At 39.9% G+C, this 24,619-nt stretch carries 15 protein-coding genes; 4 read left to right on the top strand and 11 right to left on the bottom strand.

What is annotated here, in order from left to right; genetic code table 11:
• Positions 1 to 2: 2 nt before the first annotated feature.
• The 3 genes from EVU92_RS11515 to EVU92_RS11505 all read right to left on the bottom strand — a co-directional run bounded on the left by EVU92_RS11515 (position 3) and on the right by EVU92_RS11505 (position 6,247).
• Positions 3 to 1,853 (bottom strand): glycoside hydrolase family 13 protein, encoded by a 1,851-nt coding sequence (locus EVU92_RS11515; protein WP_130051340.1) that lies wholly within the window; start codon positions 1,851 to 1,853, stop codon positions 3 to 5.
• Between the two features lie 2 nt (positions 1,854 to 1,855).
• Positions 1,856 to 3,352: a tryptophan halogenase family protein gene (locus EVU92_RS11510; protein ID WP_130051339.1), complete on the bottom strand. Its 1,497-nt coding sequence runs from the start codon at positions 3,350 to 3,352 to the stop codon at positions 1,856 to 1,858.
• A 105-nt stretch (positions 3,353 to 3,457) separates the two neighbouring features.
• Entirely contained in the window at positions 3,458 to 6,247 is a 2,790-nt protein-coding gene (locus EVU92_RS11505) for a TonB-dependent receptor (protein ID WP_130051338.1), read from the bottom strand.
• 683 nt (positions 6,248 to 6,930) lie between these two features.
• Between EVU92_RS11505 and EVU92_RS11500 the strand changes: the two genes are divergently transcribed.
• Positions 6,931 to 8,556: an alpha-glucosidase family protein gene (locus EVU92_RS11500; protein ID WP_130051337.1), complete on the top strand. Its 1,626-nt coding sequence runs from the start codon at positions 6,931 to 6,933 to the stop codon at positions 8,554 to 8,556.
• Positions 8,557 to 8,615: 59 nt separating this feature from the next.
• On the opposite strand, the gene EVU92_RS11495 is transcribed toward EVU92_RS11500, so the two are convergent.
• Positions 8,616 to 9,164, bottom strand: coding sequence for a TIGR00645 family protein (locus EVU92_RS11495; RefSeq protein ID WP_130051336.1), 549 nt, complete (start codon positions 9,162 to 9,164; stop codon positions 8,616 to 8,618).
• A gap of 240 nt (positions 9,165 to 9,404) precedes the next feature.
• On the opposite strand from EVU92_RS11495, the gene EVU92_RS11490 reads away from it, so the two are divergent.
• A complete protein-coding gene (locus tag EVU92_RS11490) occupies positions 9,405 to 9,647 on the top strand; it encodes a hypothetical protein (RefSeq protein WP_054551458.1) in 243 nt (80 codons plus the stop codon).
• Between the two features lie 66 nt (positions 9,648 to 9,713).
• Here EVU92_RS11490 and EVU92_RS11485 read toward each other — a convergent pair whose 3' ends face one another.
• The 4 genes from EVU92_RS11485 to EVU92_RS11470 all read right to left on the bottom strand — a co-directional run bounded on the left by EVU92_RS11485 (position 9,714) and on the right by EVU92_RS11470 (position 16,915).
• Positions 9,714 to 9,899 carry a YrhK family protein gene (locus EVU92_RS11485; RefSeq protein ID WP_130051335.1) on the bottom strand — a complete coding sequence of 62 codons (186 nt, stop codon included), beginning with the start codon at positions 9,897 to 9,899 and terminating at the stop codon, positions 9,714 to 9,716.
• Positions 9,900 to 9,908: 9 nt separating this feature from the next.
• Complete coding sequence (locus tag EVU92_RS11480; protein WP_130051334.1) at positions 9,909 to 10,364, bottom strand: carboxymuconolactone decarboxylase family protein; 456 nt, start codon at positions 10,362 to 10,364, stop codon at positions 9,909 to 9,911.
• A gap of 147 nt (positions 10,365 to 10,511) precedes the next feature.
• Positions 10,512 to 13,169, bottom strand: coding sequence for a type I DNA topoisomerase (gene topA / locus EVU92_RS11475; RefSeq protein WP_130051333.1), 2,658 nt, complete (start codon positions 13,167 to 13,169; stop codon positions 10,512 to 10,514).
• A 308-nt stretch (positions 13,170 to 13,477) separates the two neighbouring features.
• Positions 13,478 to 16,915, bottom strand: a complete 3,438-nt coding sequence (locus EVU92_RS11470; RefSeq protein ID WP_130051332.1) for a hypothetical protein — start codon at positions 16,913 to 16,915, stop codon at positions 13,478 to 13,480.
• Between the two features lie 192 nt (positions 16,916 to 17,107).
• Here EVU92_RS11470 and EVU92_RS11465 point away from each other — a divergent pair, with 192 nt between their 5' ends.
• Positions 17,108 to 18,439: a dicarboxylate/amino acid:cation symporter gene (locus EVU92_RS11465; RefSeq protein WP_130051331.1), complete on the top strand. Its 1,332-nt coding sequence runs from the start codon at positions 17,108 to 17,110 to the stop codon at positions 18,437 to 18,439.
• 77 nt (positions 18,440 to 18,516) lie between these two features.
• On the opposite strand, the gene sohB is transcribed toward EVU92_RS11465, so the two are convergent.
• Positions 18,517 to 19,533 carry a protease SohB gene (gene sohB / locus EVU92_RS11460; protein WP_130051330.1) on the bottom strand — a complete coding sequence of 339 codons (1,017 nt, stop codon included), beginning with the start codon at positions 19,531 to 19,533 and terminating at the stop codon, positions 18,517 to 18,519.
• Positions 19,534 to 19,648: 115 nt separating this feature from the next.
• A complete protein-coding gene (locus EVU92_RS11455; protein WP_130051329.1) occupies positions 19,649 to 22,081 on the bottom strand; it encodes a VolA/Pla-1 family phospholipase in 2,433 nt (810 codons plus the stop codon).
• A 228-nt stretch (positions 22,082 to 22,309) separates the two neighbouring features.
• Here EVU92_RS11455 and EVU92_RS11450 point away from each other — a divergent pair, with 228 nt between their 5' ends.
• Positions 22,310 to 23,053 carry a YciK family oxidoreductase gene (locus tag EVU92_RS11450; protein ID WP_130052279.1) on the top strand — a complete coding sequence of 248 codons (744 nt, stop codon included), beginning with the start codon at positions 22,310 to 22,312 and terminating at the stop codon, positions 23,051 to 23,053.
• Between the two features lie 205 nt (positions 23,054 to 23,258).
• Here the strand turns inward: EVU92_RS11450 and pssA are convergent, their stop codons facing one another.
• Entirely contained in the window at positions 23,259 to 24,584 is a 1,326-nt protein-coding gene (pssA, locus tag EVU92_RS11445; protein WP_130051328.1) for a CDP-diacylglycerol--serine O-phosphatidyltransferase, read from the bottom strand.
• Positions 24,585 to 24,619 lie beyond the last annotated feature (35 nt).

Raw genomic sequence — 24,619 nt, 5'->3', positions numbered from 1 at the left:
AATTATTCAAGCTCGATTAAGCGTGCTTGCATAGCTTTTAAGCGGATTGGCGCTGCAAGTTCAACGCGTTTTTCGCTGATTAAATCGCGTCCTTTATTATTGCCTTTCAGCACTTCTTGCATGTAGCTTAAATCCCAATCAATAGCTTGTTGGTTTTTGTTAAGAACGACCAATACAGTTTGGCCATTATGCTCTCTCACATAGCTGTAAACGCCTTGCTTTGGTGAAAAATGCATTAAACGACCTTCACTTAGCGCTGGTTTTTCTTGGCGCAGCTTAAGCAGTTTTTTAATGGTACTTAACATCTCTTGCTGATCAGTTGAAAGGCCTTTGCCTGTGAATGCATTTGTTTTTTGACCCGTAAACCCACCAGGGAAGTCAATGCGAATATCACCGTGGTCATTGCTTGGCGTGTTATCAAGCAAAAGCTCTGTACCGTAATAGATTTGTGGAATACCGCGAGTTGTTAACAGCAGCGTCATGGCTAATTTAGTTTTTGCGAGGTCTTGACCAAGCTCAGTGTAAACACGGCTCATGTCATGGTTATCAGCAAACACTAAAATGTTATCTGTATCAGCATATAAAAAGTCATTCGCCAGCGATTGATACACTTTTATCCAACCTGTATTCCAGCTTTCTTCTTCGTTAAGTGCTTGGATCAACGCCTCTTGTAATGAAAAGTCCATCACACTTGGTAAATCAGAGGTATATCCATCTTGATTGACTTTGCCGCGCTGCCAATAAGATGCAATTGCCGGGTTGGTTGTCCACTCTTCGCCAACAATATTAAAGTTTGGATACTCGGTCATAATCGCTTTAGTCCAATCGGCTAAAAACGCTTTATCTGAGTATGAATAGGTATCAACACGAATGCCGCTTAAGTTGGCGTATTCAATCCACCAAATGGCATTTTGAATCAAATAAGTTGAGAGTAACGGCTGGCGCTGATTTAAATCAGGCATCGACTCAACAAACCACCCATCATTAAATTGACGTTTATCGTATTGGCTGGCATGAGGGTCTTGAATTGTTTGTCTGGCGTGGCTTGTGGCATTTTTACCATTTTCAAACTTGCCATCAAAGTTAACCCAATCTACTGTTGGCATGTCAGCCATCCACTGATGCGATGAACCAAAGTGGTTAAGTACCATGTCCATCACTAAGCCGATACCATGCTCTTTCGCTTCTGCTGATAAGGTTTTATAAAGCGCATTACTGCCCATACGCGGATCAACCTTGTAGAAGTCAGTAATAGCATAACCATGATAAGAATAACTTGGCATGTCATTTTCAAGCACAGGTGTTAACCAAAGTTGCGTTACACCTAAGTCCTCAAGATAATCTAAGCTATTAATAACACCTTGAATATCACCGCCATGACGACCTCCTTTGAAGCTCGGATTTGCAGCCTCCTGCATACCTGCAACGCTGTCGTTACTTGGGTCACCATTTACAAAGCGGTCAGGATTGATTAAATACAGCGTATCTTTGTTTGTAAAGCCATCGCGGTTGGCACTTTGCTTATCTCGAGCATTTAATGGGTAAGTAAACGTTGTGCCATCTTCAGCTTTAAAAGTCAGTTTTCCCGGCTTTGTATTATCGCTGATGTTTAAATCTAAAAAAGCGTAGTTAGGGTTATTTGTTGTTGTCACCCCTTTAAACTCAACGCCCTTGTAAGGCATCATTTGCCACGCTTTGTTAGCAATATTGTTATCGTAAAGCATTACTTGCAAAGAATCGTTTTGCATTCCAACCCACCAATTTTCTGGTGAAGCGGTAAGTGCAAAACTCGCTGTCGAGTTAAAAAGTGTAAATGCGGTCGTTAACGCTAAAAATGTCTGTGTTTTTTTCATAATTAATTTTGTACTTTTTCTAAAAATTGACTGTGACTCGGTAGCTGCTCTACGGTGTTATTAATCAACGTTTTTAAATTACTAAATAACTCATTTAACTGCTCATCAGATAAGGCATCAGTTAATGGATGATGATCGTCTGCAATAAGCCCTTGCCCTATCATGACTTGCTGCCACGCAACTTCAGCAAATAGCTCATCGTCTTCTCTTACGAGCTTGCCGCTGGTTTTAAATAGCTCAATTTTCTTTTTAAGACTGCTTGGAATATCCATGCCTTTGCAAAAACGCCAAAATGCAGTGTCATCACGTTCAGTTAGCTTGTAATGAAGGATAATAAAGTCACGAATTCGCTCAAATTCTGTTTTACTTTGTTTATTAAATTCATCAACTAAGCTTTGCTTAATACCTTGATGAGGAAAAAACTTAATTAAACGAATGGCTGCACTTTGAATTAAATGAATACTGGTCGATTCTAAAGGCTCTAAAAAACCACTCGATAAGCCAACCGATACCACATTTTTATGCCACTGCTTTAAACGACGCCCTGTTTTAAATTTAATAATACGTGGCTCTGTCAATGGCTTAGCTGGTAAGTTGTCCAGAAGCTGTTGTTTAGCTGATTCATCAGATAAGAAACGAGACGAATATACAAGGCCGTTTCCTACACGATGCTGTAATGGAATTTGCCATTGCCAACCAGAGTCTTTTGCAATTGACCGTGTATAAGGAATTGCATCCGTAGCGGATTCACTTTGCATTGCAACAGCACTATCACAAGGTAGCCAATGTGACCAATCTTCAAACCCTGTATTGAGTGTTTCTTCTATCAATAAGGCACGCAGGCCTGTGCAATCAATAAATAAGTCGCCATCTATTTGCTTGCCATTTTGCATCAGCAAAGAAGAAATATATCCGCTTTGATGGCATTGATTAATCGATTCAATTTTGCCTTCGATACGTTTTACGCCCCGTGATTGCGCTAATTCTTTTAAGAACTCGCCATATCGTGTGGCATCAAAGTGATAAGCATAATGTAAGCCTGCTAATTGGGTATTAGGAATATGACTAAGGTGGGAAAATTTATGTGCTTTTGCAGCTTGGTAATTAAGTGAGAAATCCCAAAAATCAGGCGCGTTTTGTGTTTGATTTGCTTTTAGCCAAAAATGATAAAACTCACAAAACGGAAAGTCTTTACCTATCTCACCAAAGGCATGCATATAGCTATGGCCTTGGCTGCGCCAATTTTCAAACTCGATACCTAGTTTAATCGTTGCGCCAGTGGCCTTTATAAATTCTTTTTCAGAAATGCCAAGCGCACCATTTAGATGCAAGATAGGTGGAATGCTCGCTTCGCCTACACCAACAGTGCCAATTTCTGCTGATTCAATAAGCGTGATATCAAGCACTTTCCCAAGTACTTTATTAAGTAACGCAGCGGTTATCCAACCAGCGGTACCACCACCGGCAATCACTACCTTTGTAATTTTTTTTGATTCCATAGTACACCAAACGCCAAATTCAATTCATTGAGTGTAGCTCACTGATATAAAAAAGCCCTTGTAAAACAAATCACAAGGGCAATTTTCTATCGCTGTTTTAGCTAATTACAGCTTATAGCTGAAGCCTAACAGGAATGTACGACCGTAGTCTTGGTAATCACGTACTTGAAGTGAGTTATCACCTTGTAGTGATGTAAACGGCTCTTCAGTGATGTTTTGCACTTGGAAAGTGACAGATAAACCGTCAAGGCTCTCTACACCACCTTCGCTGAAGTCATAACCAATTTGAGCATCCCAAATTGTTTCGCCTTTAATATCAACTTGTGTAGTAGCAAAACCTAAACCGTATACGTCACCTTTAAAGTCGCTACGCTTACGCATGCTGGTACGCGCTTGGAAACCATTACGCTCAAAGTAAACTGTTAAGCTATCGATTTGATCAGATAGGCCAGGTAGCTCATAGTCGTTACCATTTTGGTCAGTTAAGTCTTGCTCAACACCTGTATGGCTTGCGATTAGGCCAAAACCGTCTAAAGATTCGCTGAACATTGTGAACGGTAGTGTTAATGAAAGCTCATAACCCCAAAGGTCACCAGAACCACCATTTACTTTACCAGAACCAGTACCAGTTGAAGTCGCAGGGATTTCACCAGTAGACGGGTCAGCTACACCACTCATATCAATTTCATAAGTACCATCGAAAATCCACTGAGTGATATCTTTGTAGAATACAGCTGCAGCGAAATAACCTTCTTCATGGAAGTAATTTTCGTAGCTTAAATCAAAACCAGTTGCTTCTTTAGGCTCAAGCTCTGGGTTACCACCAGATACACTCCAGTAGTTACCGTTTTCATCTGGTTGTTGATTATAAGATGCATTAACTGATGAGTTCATTTCGTCTAAGCGAGCACGAGAAATCGTTTTCGCTGCGCCGAAGCGTACAGTTTGCTCTTCATCAATTGCAAACGATAAATTGATGCTTGGTAAGAAGTGGCTGTAGTCATGGCTTACATCGGTCTCTGATACAACAACTAAACCATCAACAGTGTTTGCAGCAAAACCCTGTGAAGACTGTTCAGTTTTCACATAACGAACACCAATATTACCTGTTACAGGGATTGAACCCAGCTCAGCATTGATATCAGCTTGAGCAAAGAATGCTGTTACTTCTTCTTGTACAGTCCAAGATTGTGTTTTGTGCTTTGAATCAGTAAGGCTTTCTTGAAGAAGGTTATAATAACCATCATTTACTAAACCATTGGTATCATAAGCAACCATGTTACCCATGCCGATGAAATCAAGACTCGCTGTACCTAAGCGGTATTGCTCCGGGATTGATACCATGCCAGGGTTCGATAAAGAGAAGTCTTTTAATGTCATGAAGTAACCTTCCGACAACTTACTCTTTTCACGGTCACGGTATGACATACCAAATGACACTCGGCTGATGTAAGCATTATCAAGTACTTTGCTTGCAGCAAGTTTTAATGTGCTTAGTTCATCATTAATTTCTGGCGCATTAATAAAGCCATCTTGCGCTGTATTTTGATACTCAGTACCTGTTAAACCATACTTGTCATTAAGTGCAGCACTTGCACCCCAAGATAATGGGCCACCAAGTTGAATTAAGTCATAATCACTGTAATCAAGGTTATGACTAAATTGCGCGCCAGTGTTACCACCGTCAAACTCATAGCCGATTGTATCAGCAACACCATTCGCGTCACCACGACCTGTACCTGAGTAGCTTTCGATACTCCAAATTTGACGTTCAACTTCAGAACGGCTTACGTCAAATTCTACTGACCAATCATCGCTAATGTCATATTTTGCATTAAAACCAAACTGAGTGAGCTCAGCATTACGCTCTTCGTAGTCATTACGAACAACAACACGTTGGCCTTCTGTTACTGCACTAGTAATGAAACCAGTGTCAGCGTCAACAACTGCTGAACTTGGGTCGATTGAACCTTGGCCCCATGCGAATGGAACTTCTATACCACGTAGGATTTTTTCATCTGAGAAATCTACATATAAGGCATCAAATGTCATGTTTAAGCGATCAGTCGGCGCAGCTTCAATTACAAGCATTGCTGTATCACGCTCAAGAGTCGATGAACGTACAAATGGCTTAGCACCACCTAAAATTGAGTATGTATTGCCATCTTCACCCGTAAACTCAGGATAACCCCACGAGTTCCAACGTTTTTCTTGGTTTGGTGAGCTCATCGTGTTGTATGCAAATGCAACACCGATTGTGTCATCAGCAAATTGGTCAATGTATGAGAACGTACCGCGGAAACCTTGGTCGTCACCGTCTGGATTTAATTTATCAAAACCTGTTTGCTCATATTGACCGTTGAACATGATAACTTGTTCACCTTTACTTAAAGGTTTCACAGTTTGCATGTCGATTACACCAGCAATACCTTCAGCTTCAATACCTGCACTTGGTGTTTTGTATACCGTTACGCCACTCATAATTTCTGATGGATAAAGGTCAAATTCTACACCACGGTTGTCACCGATTGATACTTGCTCACGACCGTTGAATGTCGTTGCACTTTCGTTTTCACTGAAACCACGAACACTTACACGGCTAGCTCGACCGTCAAGGCGTTGTGCTGTTAAACCAGGAAGGCGTGCGATTGATTCTGCAATTGATGAATCAGGTAATTTACCGATATCTTCTGCAGAGATTGACTCAACAACTTCAGGAGTGAAGCGTTTAGTATTAATAGATTCTACAACACTGCCACGAAAACCTTTAACTTCGATAACTTCAACGTTATCGTTTTTCGCTTTTTGGTCTTCTTCTGCAGCATACGCTACAAAGCTATTTAAACCTGCGGCTGTTAAAGCCAGAGTTAATATACTTGGTTTGAACATAGACATGATGTTTTCCCATTACCCAAATTGTAATGCCAACGTGTTGCAGTTATTCATTAACATAATAGCTGAAATTCGCTGACTGATTTTGTTGTCGAATTGAATATTAACGCTCTGATTATTTTCTTAACAAATTTATGCATACGTATTCAGCGTAGCTCACCCTCACAAAAATTAACAACATTTTTACAAAACCAACCTTCAAGCCACTGAATTTAAAGTGTTTAATGATTTTTACGTCTTAGTTAATAGTAATGAAACATTTTTGCTATATTTAAGAACCTAATTTGGTTACAGAAATGGATACTAAGCCATTTATCTCGCTTAAATAGCGACATGACGCAATTATATTAGGAACAGACCTGCAACAATGACAATTGGTCTTACCAATTGTGATGGTGCACCATTCTGGTGTAATCCAGCTATTTTATGCACCAAGCTGGAGTATTTATTTGTTGATAAGAGAAGGAATATCTAATTGGTAAGTTTTATTAATTGATATTCGAGTTGTTTACTTTTAAATCAAGTTAATGAATTTTACTGAGCACATAGATGAATTTGGCGTGCATACGTATGCAGAGTTTTTACAGTATCTCACCCTTCACGTATGCTTTTGACATTCCGGCAACATATTGCATTAACGGTTGCCTAACAGTTTACATACACTGAGTGTCACGATGGAGAAAAACATGGCTCAAAAGCAGTGGTATAAAGGTGCGGTTATTTATCAAGTTTACCCGCGCAGTTTCCAAGACACCAATGGCGATGGCATTGGTGATATCAAAGGTATCATTGATCGCATTGATTACATTAAAAGCCTAGGTGTTGATGCTATTTGGGTTTCACCTTTCTTTAAATCGCCAATGAAAGACTTTGGTTATGACATCAGTGACTACCGTGATATCGACCCATTGTTTGGTAACCTTGATGATTTTGATGAACTCATTGCACAAGCGCACCAACGTGATATTAAGATCATTATTGATCAGGTATTGAGCCATACCTCTGATCAACATCAATGGTTCCTTGATAGCCGTGAAGATAAAACTAACGACAAAGCTGATTGGTATGTATGGGCTGATGCAAAGCCTGATGGCACACAACCAAATAACTGGTTATCAATTTTTGGTGGCCCTGCATGGCAATGGGAACCGCGTCGTGGTCAATATTACTTACATAACTTCTTTGCTGAGCAGCCAGATTTAAACTTCCATAACCCTGAAGTTCGTAAAGCAGTATTAGATAATGTTGAGTTTTGGCTTAAGAAAGGCGTTGATGGTTTCCGCTTAGATGCAATCAACTTTTGCTATCACGATGCTCAATTACGTGATAATCCAGCTAAGCCACCAGAGAAGCGTCAAGGCCGAGGCTTTAGCGAAGACAACCCATATGCGTTCCAGTATCACTACTACAATAATACGCAACCTGAGAACCTTAGTTTTATGCAGGACATCCGCGCCCTACTAAACAAGTACCCAGGCACAGTTGCTCTAGGTGAGATTTCATCAGAAGACTCACTAGCAACCATGGCTGAGTACACATCAGGTGGTGACAAACTTCATATGGGTTATAGCTTTGAGCTACTGACAAACGACTATAGCGCGGAATATATTCGTAATACAGTTAGCACTTTAGAGCAGCGCATGACTGAAGGTTGGCCATGTTGGGCATTTAGCAACCACGACGTTGAACGTGTTGCTAGCCGTTGGAGTCAAGGTGAAAAAATTGAGCCTCAGCAATGTAAGATGCTAACAGCCCTACTTGCTTCATTACGTGGCAGCGTATGTATGTACCAAGGTGAAGAGCTTGGTTTAGGTGAAGCTGAAGTTGCATTTGAAGACTTACAAGACCCATATGGCATCACATTCTGGCCAAACTTTAAAGGCCGTGACGGTTGTCGTACACCGATGCCTTGGGATGCAACGGATGCAGAGCAAGCTGGCTTCTCATCAGTAAAACCTTGGTTACCTGTGGGCGATGCGCACAAATCAGTTGCGGTAAATACGCAAGATCAAGATAAAGATTCGATTTTGAATGCCTACCGTGAATTTATGGCATGGCGTAAAGATAAAAACGTTCTCTTAGAAGGCGATATTGAATTTATAGATACGCAAGAGCCTGTGCTTGCTTTTTATCGAACGCTTAACGACACTAAAATGCTTTGTGCATTTAACTTGGCTGCGCAAAGTAGTGAACTGACAATCTCTGACTCTGTGTCTTCACAGCATACTGAGATCTCTCATCACACAGCTGAATTAAACAATAATACAGTCACTCTGCCCGGGTTCGGTTGCTTTTACGCAACCCTGAATTAAGAATCAGTTGTTAAAAACCAAGCCCTGCTATTGCAGGGCTTTTTTATGGAAGATTGCTATTAATGGTTCATGGTTTTACTATTTATGTAATCCGTTAGCGCAAATAACACCCCCGACACCACAAAAGTAACATGAATTAACACCTTCCAGAGTAACTCATCTGTGGAATGATTGTTTGAGCTGATAAACACTTTTAAAAGCTCGACAGCCGATATAGCAACAATTGCACTGATCAATTTCATCTTAAGACCCGAGAAACCAACCTTACCCATCCAAACAGGTCGATCTTCGTGATTTTCTATATTTAACTTTGAAACAAAGTTTTCGTAACCACTGAAAATGATAATAAGCAAAAGCCCTGCTAGTAGCGCAGTGTCAACTAAAGTCAAAATGCCCACCAAAAGCTCTTGGTTTGACGCAGTGAACGTATTTAAGGCCATACTGTATAAGTATTTAAAGAACTTTAGCAGCAGTAATACCACAGCGACTAATAAGCCAATAAAGAATGGCGCTAATAACCAACGCGAGCGAAAAATAAAACTCTCAACAACGTGTTCTAGCTTGCTTGGTACTTTCTTTATTTTTGAATGAGTCACTTGTTCAGACATAACTTAATTCACTTTTCTTTTTAAAATTAGCGCGATAATACGTGTATTAGCCTCACCATTGCTAGCCTTAGAGGTAAAAAGAGTGGTTATTTTTTGCTTATCTTTACGATAAAAAAATTTCGTTATCTTTTTTTGAAATTTAGTTTATAAATTCACTCAAGCAAAGTGAGATACACATTGCGCACCATTACTGTGCAATTGAGCCGGTAATAATTACTTTTGTTGATTAGGAATAATTAAATGAAAAAAGCATTGCTAGCACTAATTTTGGCACCTGTTTTAAGCGTGTCAGCAACGAATGCAATCGCTAATGAAGCACCAGAAGCATCAGCTGAAATGATCAAAGAATACACCGAAATGTGTTTAAACTGGGCAAAAGATGATGACATCAGCAACGAAGAATTAAAGCCATACGTATTAAAGTGTGTGAACGATGAGCTTGAAGCTGAAGGCTATAAAAAAGTAAAAGACGTACAAATCTAATTTTACGCCAGCTTAGAATATGGAAAACCGGAATGACACAAAGATGTGCGCTCCGGTTTTTTGTTATTAATGGCTGTAATAATCAGCGAATGCACTTAATAAAAATAATAACGAACCTATCATGAATAACACCACCCCCAATGTGGCATATTCTATAAATGCAGGTAAAAATAAGGTACTACCAAAGAAAAAGGCGCATGCTGATAATATATTTACCAACGCATTAACCCTAGGTGCGAGTGTAAACTTCATAATTATTCTCTACTCCGTTAACTCAGGGATAAAGTGAAACGCTTTAACGATACGGTTCCAACTATTAATCTCTAACACAATTGCCGTCAGTGCCACGACATCTTTTTCAGTAAATATTAAAGACACTTGGTTGTACACATTGTCTTCAACATGCTTATCAATGATATTTGTTAATGCTTCTGCCCAGGCTAATGCTGAAACTTCTTCCTCTGAGAACACTGGAACTTCACGCCAAGCAGCCAATACATCTAATCGTTGCTGATGCTCTCCATGGCGTCTTAACTCTGCTGAGTGCATATGCTGACAAAATCCACAGCCATTTATTTGCGACACTCTGAGTCTTACTAGATCTACAATCCTACTAGTTATTTTTGAATCTTCTGGTAGTGTGCTCAGTCCAGTTAAATGTTCAACAAGTCCTGGGTTAAGTGAATATACCTGCTGTTGGGATAAACGAGTTTGCATTATAAATCTCCTATCTTAATAATGGAGACAGAATAGCAACTGATTAAAAGCAAAGATTGGTAAAAAACGACATTAGCAAATGTCATAAAAGCACAAAAAAAAGGATTGCAACTGCAATCCCTTTTTATGATCTAAATAGATGTAAACTTACTTTTTAGTCGCCGCTTTTTTCTTAGGCGCTTTCTTTTTACTCTCTTCTACCCATTTTCCATTTTGGTAGTGAGCAGTCCAGCCTGTGGCTTTGCCATCTACTTCACTCATTACATACTGCTCTTTATTTTTACGGCTGTAACGTACAATTGAAGGATTGCCATCAGGGTCTTGTGCCGGCGCATCGGCAAGATAGTAAAACTTTTCAGAAATGCGGTCTCTGAAGCGTTTTAACTCTTCAACTTTAGGCGCACGCGTTTCACGTGATTTAGGGAAGGTATTTGCAGCTAAGAAAATACCCGATGCACCATCACGCAGTACAAAATAAGCTTCTGATTTTTCACACTCTAGCTCAGGTAAATGAACTGGATCTTCCTTCGGCGGTGCAGCTTCACCATTTTTAAGTAACTTACGAGTATTTTTACACTCTTCATTACTACAGCCAAAGTACTTACCAAAACGACCTGATTTTAACTGCATATCTGAACCACATTTATCACATTCAATAATGGGGCCGTCGTAACCTTTAATTTTAAAGGTACCTTGTTCAACGATATATCCTTTACACGCAGGGTTGTTACCACATACATGTAATTTGCGTGTTTCATCGATTAAGTATGAATCCATTGCCGTTTCACAGATTGGACAACGCTTCATTTGCATCAGTGATTCTGTTTCGACGTCTTCAACATCTGCAGCAATTGCTTCATCGCCTGGCACCAAGTTCATAGTTGTTGTGCAACGCTCTTTTGGTGGCAGGTTGTAACCCGTACAGCCTAAGAACACACCGGTTGATGCAGTTCGGATACCCATCTTGCGACCACAGGTTGGACAATCGATGTCGGTTTCAACCATTTGATTTTGGCGCATACCGCCGTGCTCTTCATCACCTGAGGCAACTTCAAGCTGGGTTGAAAAATCCGCATAAAACTTATCTAGTACTTGTGTCCAGACACGTTCACCTTCTGCGATATCATCCAGACGACCTTCCATCTTAGCGGTAAAATCAAAGTTCATTAGATCTTCGAAGTTTTCAACTAACCGGTCCGTAACAATCTCACCCATTTTTTCAGCGAAGAAACGACGGTTCTCAACACGCACATAACCACGGTCTTGAATTGTTGAGATGATAGATGCATACGTTGAAGGACGACCGATACCACGCTTTTCTAATTCTTTAACTAAGCTTGCTTCACTAAAGCGTGCTGGTGGCTTTGTAAAATGTTGTTTAGGGTCTAACTCTACTAGCGTGAGTACATCACCTTCTTTAACTGCAGGCAGTGACTGATCTTCTTCGTTTTTCTTACGAACAGCTGGCTGAACTTTTGTCCAACCGTCAAAGCGAAGCACACGGCCTTTTGCTTTTAATTGATAATCACCCGCGCCAACCGTTAAAGTTGTTAAATCGTATTCTGCAGGGACCATTTGGCAAGCAACAAACTGACGCCAAATTAGTTCATATAACTTTTTAGCATCGGCCTCAACACCATCTAAATGACCAGATAACACAGTGACACTCGAAGGACGAATCGCTTCGTGAGCCTCTTGTGCATTGCCTTTAGAACTATAGCTGATAGGTGCTTTAGGTAAATACTTTTCACCAAATTGCTCAGTCACGTAATCACGACACATTTCAACGGCATCTTTCGATAAGTTAGTTGAGTCGGTACGCATGTAAGTAATGTGGCCAGCTTCATACAAGCGTTGAGCCAACATCATCGTCTTCTTAACACCATAACCTAGGCGCGTACTTGCTGCCTGTTGCATGGTTGAAGTAATAAATGGTGCACTCGGTTTACTCTTGCTTGGCTTTTCTTCAACACTAATGACCTTGTAGTCAGCTTTTTCAAGTTGACTAACGGCAGACATCGCCTGCTCTTCATTAACTGGCTTAAAAGGCTTGTCAGCGTGTTTGGTAACTTCTAACCTTAAAGCTGCTTCAGTATTTTTTACATCAGCGTGGACATCCCAAAACTCTTCAGGAATGAATGCTTTAATCTCACGTTCGCGTTCAACGAGTAGACGCACCGCGACAGATTGAACACGACCAGCTGATAAGCCACGAGCAACTTTTGCCCATAATAGCGGCGACACCATAAAACCTACAACACGGTCAAGGAAACGACGTGCTTGCTGCGCATACACCATATCAGTGTTTAGTTCGCCCGGTGTTTCGAATGCCTGTTGAATAGCATTTTTCGTAATTTCGTTAAAAACAACTCGCTTATATTTTTCAGGCTCGCCACCAATAATCTGTTCGAGGTGCCATGCAATGGCTTCCCCTTCTCTATCCAAATCGGTTGCGAGATAGATTTTATCTGCATTTTCAGCAAGTTTTTTTAATTCTTGAACAACTTTCTCTTTGCCTGGCAAGACTTCGTAATGTGGCTCCCAGCCTTTTTCAGGATCAATACCCATGCGGGCAACAAGATTTTTATAATCGCGTTGCTTTTTGTAGGCAGCTTTTTCTTCTGGTGACATTTTTCGAACTTCAGCAGGCGTTTTCGTCGCTGCAGTTTTCGTTTTGCCTGAACCTGAAGTTGGTAGATCACGCACATGCCCAACACTGGACTTTACGATGAAATCGTTACCTAAGTATTTATTAATTGTTTTTGCCTTTGCTGGAGACTCTACAATTACAAGTGATTTGCCCATAGCTGCCTATTTCTGACCGAATATTTTAAAAGTTTTTTGCCCTTATAAATGTATATCCATCACATTAAACAAATAAGTATGATTTTTTAACATTGGAGCACGAATATTTATAGGTATATCTACAAACACCAATTGTTACAAGCTTTTAATCGAAACTTTTCTTCATTGACTGAATAATTAAACAATTTTTGTTGCTAATTTAGTCAATGTGGCGTTTTGCGGTAATTTCAAGGGGAATATATAGAACAGCAACAAAAATGCCAACCTTCTGGTTGGCATTTTTTTAAATTTAAACAAATAACTACTTATTAGCCATCATCAGTAATTGCAATTCGAGCAGTTGAAATGTTGCCTTTTCCAGTTGTAAATTCAACAGTTAAAAAGCCTTCAGTTTTACCATTTCTTTCTGACTCTCGACTTATTGATAAAACTTCTCCAAACGCTGCTGTCGCAGCTGAATTTCGAAGCTCAAAGCCATCAGTGCCGCTGTATTCTCCATTATCTGCAGTTACTGAAACACTGGTCCCTGCAGGCATTGGATTATTAAAAATATCAGAGTAATAAACTGCAAAAGTTAATGCGGCTAATTCAGTACCAGAATCAGCAGTTGTAATGTTTATATTTCTCACATCACAATAATTAGTATCAGCTGTTTCCTCTAAATCGAGAACAAACGCACCTTTTACATCAGCTGCAGGAAAACGTCGGATTGGATTACATTCCTCAATATCCCTAGCAAGTTGCATTGCATTATCTGTGAAAACTGTAGGATCATCTTCAGTTGTTTCAGCAAGAGCATCAGCAAATCGGCTACGCAGCTCATTTTTTGTAACTACAAATCGACTGTACGCAGTACTACCAGACATAATAATTTCAAAAGAATCTCGAATATCAACTAATTCTTTAGTACATAGGCTTTCAAAAGTATCACCATCTGTTGGCGTTGTTGCCTCTGACTTACATACTAAACCATTATATTTTCCATCCGCTAGTGTATGCATGCCATTAAGGTCAATATCCCAGCTTTCTTCGAAGTGTCCGGCATTCGTATTTTCTGGACTACACGGATCATCAGTAGCACCTTCTTGACAATTTTCAGCAGCCTTTGTCACTGATGCAGTAACTGGGTCGTAAATTGCTGCTAAACCATCATAAAAACCATTTTCATTATGATCGATAAATGCTTCTGTCAGGTCATAGCCACTGTAATATTCGTTGGTGTCAAAACGGCCGTTACCATTAATGTCGATGAATGACTCTTGACCTTTTGCTGTGACAAGTACTGTGGCACGGCCTCCTAGCGGTACGCCATTTTCATTGAATGCAGCGTTTAAAATACCTGCCATACAAGGCGCTGCGGCTCCAAAGTAAAGGTCACAGTTAATTGCATCAGTTTTTGGATTAATGCTGTTGATTCTGTTACCCCACTTAGCTTCTGTAAATGGTTTTGGATTTTGTGAACGCCACTGGGCAACACATTGTCCATCAACTGTATTACACTCAAGCTGAGGGTTAAACTCTGTGCCATCAATTGTTCCTATAGCACCGCCTTCTGTTGTTAAATATACAGATGTGCCATCAGGTACAGGATTATTAAAATGATCTGCAAGATAAACGTTAATTTCCTCAAGAACACCGTTATAATTTAATGCTTCGACATTAAAGTTTGTTGGGGCAGCCGTAAAACTATTACCATCAGGTAAACCTGAACTAATTGAAACAAGATCAGATACGGTTGTTATTTGCTCATCTAATGAAACTAAAGAAAGCTGACCTGTTGGACATGAAACATTGTTATCTCGCTCAGATTCATCAAGAAGGCATTCATCATAAAGCTCTTTCCAACAAGTTACATTATCGTTTTGGTTTTCAGGAATCAGTTCATCTGGTATGTAGCACGCTTGTACGCGAACAGCTTGAGGTACAAAGCCTGAATTAACTTGAATTCTTGCTAAGCCCTCTGAATCTGTAGAAACACTTGCATGCGAATAACCTGTCGCATCTGTTACTTCAGAAAGTGAAATGCCACCATTAGTCGAGCTCAAACGAAAATCTAATCGCTTTTGTTTTGCCGTATTACCAATTTCGTCAGTTAACTTAAATGTAAGTTGACTAATTTCTTTGCGAGATACACCACCAGTCCCTTTTAGTGCTATTACATGCTCGGTAGCTTCAACAAACTCAATCGAACTTACAGCTGCGGCCGATACTGGCACATTCACTGAAACAACTTTTGGTGTTCCCCCGGTAAGGACTGTTGCTGTGACCGTATCACCTTGTGTTGTGTTACAGCCGTTACTTCTATATGTTGCAGTTGCAATACCGCTAATACTCGTTGCGGTGTCATCCATAACAGCGAGGTCAGATTCAACGCAACCAGATGTAAACTCAACATCTAATGGCGTTACAAACAGCTCACCGTCAGCATCATAAATACTAACTGTAATAACCGTTGTTGCACCCGCTGCAAGTGGCACAAATTCGTCATCAATTACATTACCGGCGTCATCTACCTTGTTATATAAGCCATTTGAAATTTCTACACTTAACTCAGCAGTTGCAATTTCGAATGCTTTCGATGCAGTCACCGATTTAGCAGATACAGATACTTCACCTGCACCACTATTTGCGCCAGGTTGTAGTTTTAAAATTGCAAAACCAAAGTTGTCAGTAAGCGCTTTTCCTGATTCTGGTAATAAAGCGCCAAGATCAGTCGAAAGCTCAGCGATAATACCGTCGATACCATCACCCGAACTTGTATCAGTCACTTTTACCATAACGTCGATGAGTTCGTCAGATGAAAACTGATTTACGACGCTACACCCTGAAGCTAGGTAAGTTGTTTCAAGTGATGTTGTATTACGATTAGCCTCCCAGTTAGTTGCGCACCCTTGTAACAGCTTGATATCAAGTTCCGCTTCGGCACTTTCAACAGGGGCATCATCACCATTTGAAATAAAGCCTGCAATTTTAGTGATTGTGTTACCGCTTTCATCCGTGTATGTAGCAACTACTTGACCAGCCCCTTTAGAATCACCACTACTTAACGTTACTGAAGCTTCACCATTTGCATCAGTTAATGCAGTGCCTAATACAGGAGTGATTTTGCCTGTATAATTTGTTGTAAAAGAAATTAGCTGCCCCTGTAAAGGCTGTTCTTCTTCTAATAAGGTTGCAGTAACTGTCCCTTTATTATCTTTGCTAACAGGGTTTTCTACTGTAAATGGCGAGCCTGTGCTGTCTAAAATTGACACATCAAGAGTAATACTGCCACTAACACTTGAGTCATCTGTTTCAGAGCCATCTGATGTAAAGCCAAAGGTATCACTGAATGTTTCATCACCAACAACATAAGTAGCAGTAATAATCCCTGCACCCGCAGTATCACCCGCAGTTAGTGTAATTGACGCGACACCACCAGCATTAGTCAGAGCAGTTCCAGAAACAGGATCAAGCAAGCCAATGTCACCATCTAAACTAAAGCTTATAACTTCACTTGAAACCGCATCACCATTACTGGTCAGAGAAGCTAATATAGTTAATGGTGTATCAGATGTTACTGAGCTCGATTCTTGATCTGTGTCCTTTACGAAACCTTGAACAGCAACGACAAAACTTGGGTTATCGGTTGTACCATCATCCCCACCACCAAGTGAACCACTATCATTCTCTAATGACCCACCGCCGCCACAGGCAACTAACAATGAGCTGAAAACTATAATACTTAGCCATCGCAATAAAGGCATTGACCTCTCCCTAGTTAGCTATTTTAAAATTATTTATATATTTACCTAATATTAACCTAAAAATTAAACGAAGATCATAATTTTTTTCCTTTAAAGGCAACGAAATTCTTTAACTATTTATCGAATTTTTCTGTATAAAAATCTTCATGCTGGTAGTCTATGGCAAAATTTATAAAAAAATAGACTGGGTGTATGTCAAAAGTACGATCTTTAAGCCTTACATCTCGTATCATGGTAGGTATGGTACTGGGTGTAATCGTTGGTTTTATCTTTCAAGCCATTTTAGCGGGTGAAGACGATTTCCTTATTCCACTAGGGTTATTCTCTTTACCAATTAAAGCATTTTTCGTTGATGGAATTTTCCATGTTGGTGGTCAAATATTTATCGCAAGCTTGAAAATGCTTGTGGTACCACTGGTTTTTGTATCATTAGTCTGTGGTACTTGCAGCTTAAGCGACCCCAAGAAATTAGGACGTTTAGGTGGTAAATCAATTTTGCTTTATTTAGCGACTACTGCAATCGCTATTACCGTTGCTATTACCTTAGCGTTATTTGTAAATCCAGGAGAAGGTATCAATCTACCTTCAGATGCTAATTACAGTGCAAAAGAAGCGCCAACTCTCGCACAAGTTATCATTAGTATGTTCCCGACAAACCCTATTGATGCAATGGCAAGCGGTAATATGCTACAGGTTATTGTTTTTGCATTATTATTTGGCGTAGCGATGGCGCTTAGTGGTAAAGCGGGTCAACGAGTAGCAAATGTATTTGAAGACTTAAATACCGTTATTCTAAAGCTAGTTACTTTGCTTATGAATATTGCACCCTATGGTGTTTTCTTTTTAATGGCAAAACTATTTACTACTATAGATTTAAAACTAATAAAGAGCCTTGCATTGTACTTTGGTGTAGTTGTTTTTGCCCTACTCTTCCACGGTATTGTTAACTACAGTGTGTTGTTAAAAATGTTTACAGGTCTTAACCCTATTACGTTTTTAAAGAAAATGAAAAATGCCTGCCTATTTGCATTTAGCACATCAAGCTCAAGTGCAACCATGCCTATTACCCTAGAAACTGCTAGCAAAAAATTAGGCGCACATAATTCAGTTGCCTCATTTACCGTGCCTTTAGGTGCAACCATTAACATGGACGGCACAGCAATTATGCAAGGTGTTGCTACCGTATTCATTGCACAAGTATTTTCTGTTGATTTAACAATTTCAGATTACTTAATGGTTATTTTAACCGCAACACTTGCATCTGTAGGTACTGCTGGTGTGCCTGGTGTTGGTCTTATTATGTTAGCGATGGTGTTAAACCAAGTAGGCTTGCCTGTAGAAGGTATTGCTATCATTATTGGTGTAGACCGTTTACTTGATATGACGCGTACTGCTGTCAACGTTACTGGTGACTGTATGGTGACTTGTGTAGTTGCGAAATCTGAAGGGGAATTTGATGAAGACGTATTTAACGACCCAAATGCCGCTAAAGATTTAGAAGACTATCATAAATCGATTAAGTAATTATTTACTGGCTATTTATAAGTAAAAAACCCGCTTGAACAGCGGGTTTTTTATTTTAATTTTATATTTAGCACAACCTAAGGGTTTAAGCCTTTTAAGCGAGACATTAAACTCACACCCGCTTTACTTACACCCGAACTTAAACCTATAGCTAATTTGTCACTTAAATTTTTCTTAATACGGTATTTCACTTTAAAGATTTGGCGCTCTTTAGCTTGGCTCAATAAAATGTCATCACTGGTATCAATCTTGTCAACTAAGCCTTTATCAAACGCTTGAGTTGCAAACCAGTGCTCACCTGTAGCAACAGTATCAATATCAAGAGATGGACGCTGCTTACTAACAAAGGTTTTAAATAAACCGTGAGTTTGTTCAATTTCTTCTTTGAATTTTTCACGACCTTTATCGGTATTTTCACCAAAGATAGTTAAAGTACGTTTGTACTCACCCGCTGTGATTTGCTCAAAATCCACATCATTCTTTTTCAAGATTTTATTAAAGTTAGGAATTTGCGCAATAACACCGATTGAGCCTACAATTGCAAATGGTGCTGCGACAATCTCATTGGCAACACACGCCATCATATACCCTCCACTGGCTGCCACTTTATCTATGGCAACAGTTAAATGAATTTCGGCATTACGTAAGCGCTGTAACTGTGATGCTGCTAGACCATAACCGTGAACCACACCACCACCACTTTCTAGACGAATAAGCACGCGATCTTTTTCTTTATCAGCAATAGTTAAAATAGCCGTAATTTCTTCTCTTAGGCTTTCTACTTCATGAGCATCAACACTGCCGTTAAAATCTATGACATATAAGCGCGCTTTTGGCTCGTCGCCTTGCTGTTTTTTTGCCTCGAGTTTTTGCTGCTTGTGGTGTGCTTTAAGCTCTTTCTTTGAAAGGGTGTTTTCAATAAAACTTTGCTTTAAATCGTCAAGTTGTTCACTTAAGTCATCAATTGTTATCTCACCTTTTTTAGCTTTGGGTTTCACTGCAGCGCCCATAATAATGGCAACAATCACTGCAATTGCGATGACAAATGTGAGGGTCTTGGCAAAAAATAACCCATATTCGTATAAAAATTCCAATCAAACTCTCCATTTATTAATGATTCGCCACAATTTACCACGCTTTAAAGCAAAAAAAAGCCACATGAAGTGGCTTTTTACTTAATTGGTTATTACTTAATTAACAAGGTTTCGTTTATTCAGTGACAACATCTGAGTTTGTAACCTGAAGATACTGACCACGGCTTGCTAAGAAAGTCGCGATTTGCAATTGCATTTCAGCCGTTGCTGCAGCACTTTCTTCGGCCGTTGCGCCTGAGTCAGGTGTAGCAACAGGTGTTAAGACTGAGCTGTGGTGACCTTTGGTAAATTTAACAACATAGCTCATTGCGTCCGCTGTTGGGCCTTGTGTTTGTGCAACTGTTGTTAAACCCATTAGATTAGCAAGAGGTAAACTACCTGCAATTGGATTACTCGCTACCATTGGTGGAATAACCATATCAGCATTATTGTTCGCACCATCACCGACAACTACACTCATGTAAACTGGTGTGCCAAGAGCTGCAACTGATGCTGCATAGTTAGAAGGGTCGCCACTATCAAGCGCTGTTTGAGCTGCAAATGCAAACTGAGTTACCACACTTTGAATGTTAGCTAATTTTTCGGTTTCACCAGCTACTGTTAACGAACCTATGTACTCTTTATAAGCACATGTAACATAAGCTGTTTGATTTGAAGCAAGTGAACCACAGTTAGATAATGCTTCATTTTGAGTATAAGCGCCAAACTCTGCTGACTCTGTAGTACCAGCCGCAAGTAATACAGAACCTTGTACAAAAGGACCAAATGTATTTGATTCAATCAAGAAGTTTGCAATACCACCGCCACCACTGGCAAGAGCTACACTTTTAACGTTGAACATTGGGTCAACTTGAGCTGCTAAAGGTGCATTAGTCACAGCAACAAAAGCTGGTGCAACAACAGAGCCTAATGAATGTCCTAAGAATGATACATCTTGCGCATTTAAATCAGCAGCACCAGTAAAGTTCAAGCCTAAACGCAAACCAAGCAAATCAGCTACAGACTGACGTAAACTATCACGAGCTACCAATAAAGACTGTAAATTCATGTAACTTAGTACAGAACCTGTAGAGGCATTAAAGTCGTCAGTACCGTCACCGTCTACATCTACGCCACGCTCACCATGCATTGGGTGATCGATTGCAGCCGTTGCAAAACCTTGCATTGTTAATTGCGCTGTAATTGCTAGCATATCTTCTTTTTTAGAAGTAATGCCGTGCTGAAGAATAACAACAGGCCAGCCTGTCTCAGGCATGCTCAATGCGTCTAAGCCAAGCTGAGCTCGCACTGCATTAATAACAGGTAAAATTGGTTTAGTAATTTGTACTGGCACATTAGCAATGCTTTGTGTTTTTGGAATTGTGTTGTACTTAGTTAAGTGTTTTGTTTGATCTAAGCCTAAATCACGTAACTTGCCTCCACTTAACGCCATACAAAGGCCATCAGTTTCGCTAATAGGATCGGTTGGGAATGAATCACCCGCTGCAGCTGCATAGCCTAAAACAGCAACACCACTGTCACAAAGCCCTTGCCAATAAGTCGCAGATAAATCATCAACCGTTTTACCTGTAGGAGTTGCTAAATACATAGGTAACATCACGCTACCTTTTTGATATTGCACCCCACCAAAAACGGGTGAAACACCTGTAATACCTTGCGATGCAAATACTTGCTCGACTGTAATAACCGGTTGCTCAGGAATTTGAACCATAGGTGTCGGCAAGGCTGGTTGCGAAAGACTCGCTGCTAGGAGTTGCTTAACTGTACCAAGCACTTGACCTGCTGACTGCATTGTCATCGCTGCTGAATAGATAATTTCATCTTTTGTGATTGCACCACCTGATGTCACTGCATCTTCATAGCTATTGATAACAGCTTGAAGTGACTTCTGTGAATCAGTGATAAGTGCTGTCTCTTCGCTCACTAACGCGTAAGTTGAAGAAGGCTCAATTGAACGTCCTTCAGAGTCCATTAATGACGTTGTTAAAACGTTAATATAGGTACTACCAGCTTTGAACGGTTTAAGTGGGATCACAGCCACAGCATCGCCAGAACCTTGAGTAATAAAGTCAACACCAAAGGTTAATTCAGACACCAATTTACAGGCAATACCCGCAGGCACTTGCGAACAAGTTTCATCTGTTTGGCTTGCGCCCATGATTACTTCAAATATACGTACTGCACCAGGAGAAGCAGCAGATGCCGTATCAAGAGAGATACCCGCAGGAAAAGTTAAATCGATTTTAAACGGAGTTTGTGTTGACCAACCATCAAGTGCGCCAAGTGCAAGTTGTGGATCAGCATACGCTGCACGTTCAACACTAACATTGTTGTCATCTAATTCACCTGGCATGTTTAAAGTGCCATCAAGAGTACCACTCATTAATAAATCATTTGGTACTGAGATCACACTATTTGCTGGGTCAAATTTTACTGTCGCGGTTGGGAGAACAGGTGGATTATCATTTTTTACATCTTCTAATGTTTCCCCTCCACCACAGCCAGTAATGGCTGACGCAATGGCTAGTGAAAGTAGCAGTTTTTTCATAATTTCGCTCCGCGCAAATCTTATTGTTATTGTGTGTTCAAGGTAAAAAGTAGTTATTCTACTACCATTATTCTAAGTTAATTTAATGTAATTGGAATATTAATAAGACATTAGACCAGTTAAAGTTAACGTAAAGTTTCGATTTTCGCCACCTTAATTTGCAATAAATTCGATAACTTGGCTTTTTGCTATGGTAAAATGGCGAAAAATCTAATCAATGGTACGTTTATGCATACTTACAAAGCCGCAGAGAATGCGCTAAAAGACAAAGTAATTTTAATAACAGGTGCCGGTGATGGCATTGGCCGTGTTGCCGCACTAACTTATGCTAAGCATGGTGCCACTGTTATTTTACTCGGGAAAACAACAAATAAACTAGAATGTGTATATGATGAGATCGTAAATGCAGGATATCCACAACCTGCTATCGTACCGATGGATTTAAAAGGTGCGACTAAACAAAACTACCGAGACTTAGCAGCAACCATTGAATTGCAGTTCGGTAAGTTAGATGGCTTATTAAATAACGCAGGTATTTTAGGATCATTAGGTCCGCTTGAGCACTTCTGCGTTTCAACCTTCGAAAATATTATGAAGGTTAACGTAACTGCGCAAGCTATGATCACTAAATTTATGTTCCCACTGCTTCGCAAATCACCAAGTGCATCTGTTATTTTTACTTCGTCAGGTGTAGGCCGCCAAGGCCGTGAACATTGGGGTGCTTATGCTATATCAAAATTTGCTGTTGAAGGTATGATGCAAACTTGGGCTTGTGAAGTAGGTAAAACCAATATTCGTGTTAACTGTATTAATCCAGGTGCTACCCGTACATCAATGCGTGCTTCTGCTTACCCTGGTGAAGATAGAGATAAATTAGCAACACCTGAAGATTTAATGCCAACTTACCTATACTTGATGAGCGATGACTCAAAAGAGGTTAACGGTAAATCTTTAGATGCCCAACAAAAGTAAGCTAATAACTAAATATAAAAAAAGCAGCATTTCGCTGCTTTTTTTATATTTAGGCAAGACAGAACCCATATAGTGTGATCGTTCCACAAAAATAGGCGATAACGCAGTATCAATGTCGAACGCGCTCTGCCGTCCGGGGTCTTCCTAAAGGCGATTAAATCGCCCCTAGAGAGAACAAATTTTAATCTACAAAGGTCAACACGCCCTAAATAAAACGCTTGATAATAAAATCAACTTTTACACGTTTAGCCTGCCCCAATAGCTTTTTAACCGGTGCAGGATAGTCATCCATCGTCTCTAAATCCTGTGGACCTGTTAAACGACGACAATGCTGCAAAATAGCTTGTTTTTCATTTTCTATTTGCTCAAGAATATGCTGCTTAGGGTCGTCAATTAAAATACCGTTTTCGATATCTAAGCCCCATGCGCGCGGATTTAAATTATGCCCACTTAATAAATGTAAGCGCTTATCTGAGCAAATCCCTTTTAAGTGAAAAGAATTACTTTCATGCTTCCAAAGGTAAACATTCAAATTACCATTACTGATGTGGCGTTTTTGTGACTTTAAAAACTTATACAAAATGGTTTCATATAAATAAGGTAATGCACCAATTTTACTAAACGGCTCACTTGGCGGCAGATAAAAATCATTCGCGGTTTTATCACCTACGACAATAGTCACTTGCTTGCCTTGTTTTAATAAACGTCGTAATGACCGCATTAAAGGTGCAGGAAAGTTAAAGTAAGGGGTATAGAGAACAAGCTCTTGTTCTGTGGTATCAAATAACGATTTGATTAAACGATTCAGCTTATTGCTACGGCGCCCTAAACCTAAGAACAATCGGACACCAAGCTCACCAGCACTTGCTTCTGCGGCGCTTGCGTAACTTGCCGATTTAAGGTCACGCATCAATTGCTTCTGCGCGACTTTAATATCGTTAAATTTTACGAGTGGGCGCATATCGATGCGTGGTACCGCAACAGAACTTAAAAGATGAGTTTCAATAAATTCGATGACCGAATTGCATAATCCAGCTTGATGAACTAAAAAATAGCGATCTAAACGATAACGCTCATCTTGCTGAAGGTACACATTATTTAAGCTTGCACCGCTGTATAATAATGTATCGTCAATTACAAAGCCTTTTAAATGCAGAACCCCGAAAAGCTCTTTTGCCTTTACAGGTACACCATATACTTCCACATTTGACTGATACTGCTCTTGAAAATCACAATACATGCTGGCATTGCCATCAGATTTAGCTGCTCCAATCAAACCACGTTGGGCACGATGGAAATCAACCAACACTTTTACTTCTAAATCAGGATTAGTAAGTGATGCCTGATGTAACGCAGTTAATATTTCGCGCCCAGCTTCATCGTCTTGAAGATACAATGCGGTAATATAAATCCTGTTTTTTGCTGAACCAATTAAACGCAATAGTTCAGTGCGATACTCTTTTGCATTGGTTAAGACTTGTACGTCTTGTGTAGTCAGCCCAAAAGCGGGCTTTTCCTGCCAAAATACCATAATTGCCTGTTCGTTTAGTTAGCTCATAGCACGAG

The sequence above is a fragment of the Pseudoalteromonas sp. MEBiC 03485 genome (genome assembly GCF_004195145.1).
GTDB classification, from domain to species: Bacteria; Pseudomonadota; Gammaproteobacteria; order Enterobacterales; family Alteromonadaceae; genus Pseudoalteromonas; species Pseudoalteromonas apostichopi.
Note: the sequence above shows the minus strand (reverse complement) of the source record. Positions and strands in the feature narration are given on the sequence as shown.

Coding starts and splice junctions, on each gene's coding strand:
- pssA (WP_130051328.1), bottom strand. CDS start 24,584: ATGGTATTTTGGCAGGAAAAGCCCGCTTTTGGGCTGACTACACAAGAC.
- EVU92_RS11485 (WP_130051335.1), bottom strand. CDS start 9,899: ATGAAGTTTACACTCGCACCTAGGGTTAATGCGTTGGTAAATATATTA.
- topA (WP_130051333.1), bottom strand. CDS start 13,169: ATGGGCAAATCACTTGTAATTGTAGAGTCTCCAGCAAAGGCAAAAACA.
- EVU92_RS11505 (WP_130051338.1), bottom strand. CDS start 6,247: ATGTCTATGTTCAAACCAAGTATATTAACTCTGGCTTTAACAGCCGCA.
- EVU92_RS11510 (WP_130051339.1), bottom strand. CDS start 3,352: ATGGAATCAAAAAAAATTACAAAGGTAGTGATTGCCGGTGGTGGTACC.
- EVU92_RS11470 (WP_130051332.1), bottom strand. CDS start 16,915: ATGCCTTTATTGCGATGGCTAAGTATTATAGTTTTCAGCTCATTGTTA.
- EVU92_RS11490 (WP_054551458.1), top strand. CDS start 9,405: ATGAAAAAAGCATTGCTAGCACTAATTTTGGCACCTGTTTTAAGCGTG.
- EVU92_RS11515 (WP_130051340.1), bottom strand. CDS start 1,853: ATGAAAAAAACACAGACATTTTTAGCGTTAACGACCGCATTTACACTT.
- EVU92_RS11500 (WP_130051337.1), top strand. CDS start 6,931: ATGGCTCAAAAGCAGTGGTATAAAGGTGCGGTTATTTATCAAGTTTAC.
- EVU92_RS11480 (WP_130051334.1), bottom strand. CDS start 10,364: ATGCAAACTCGTTTATCCCAACAGCAGGTATATTCACTTAACCCAGGA.
- EVU92_RS11450 (WP_130052279.1), top strand. CDS start 22,310: ATGCATACTTACAAAGCCGCAGAGAATGCGCTAAAAGACAAAGTAATT.
- EVU92_RS11495 (WP_130051336.1), bottom strand. CDS start 9,164: ATGTCTGAACAAGTGACTCATTCAAAAATAAAGAAAGTACCAAGCAAG.
- EVU92_RS11465 (WP_130051331.1), top strand. CDS start 17,108: ATGTCAAAAGTACGATCTTTAAGCCTTACATCTCGTATCATGGTAGGT.
- EVU92_RS11455 (WP_130051329.1), bottom strand. CDS start 22,081: ATGAAAAAACTGCTACTTTCACTAGCCATTGCGTCAGCCATTACTGGC.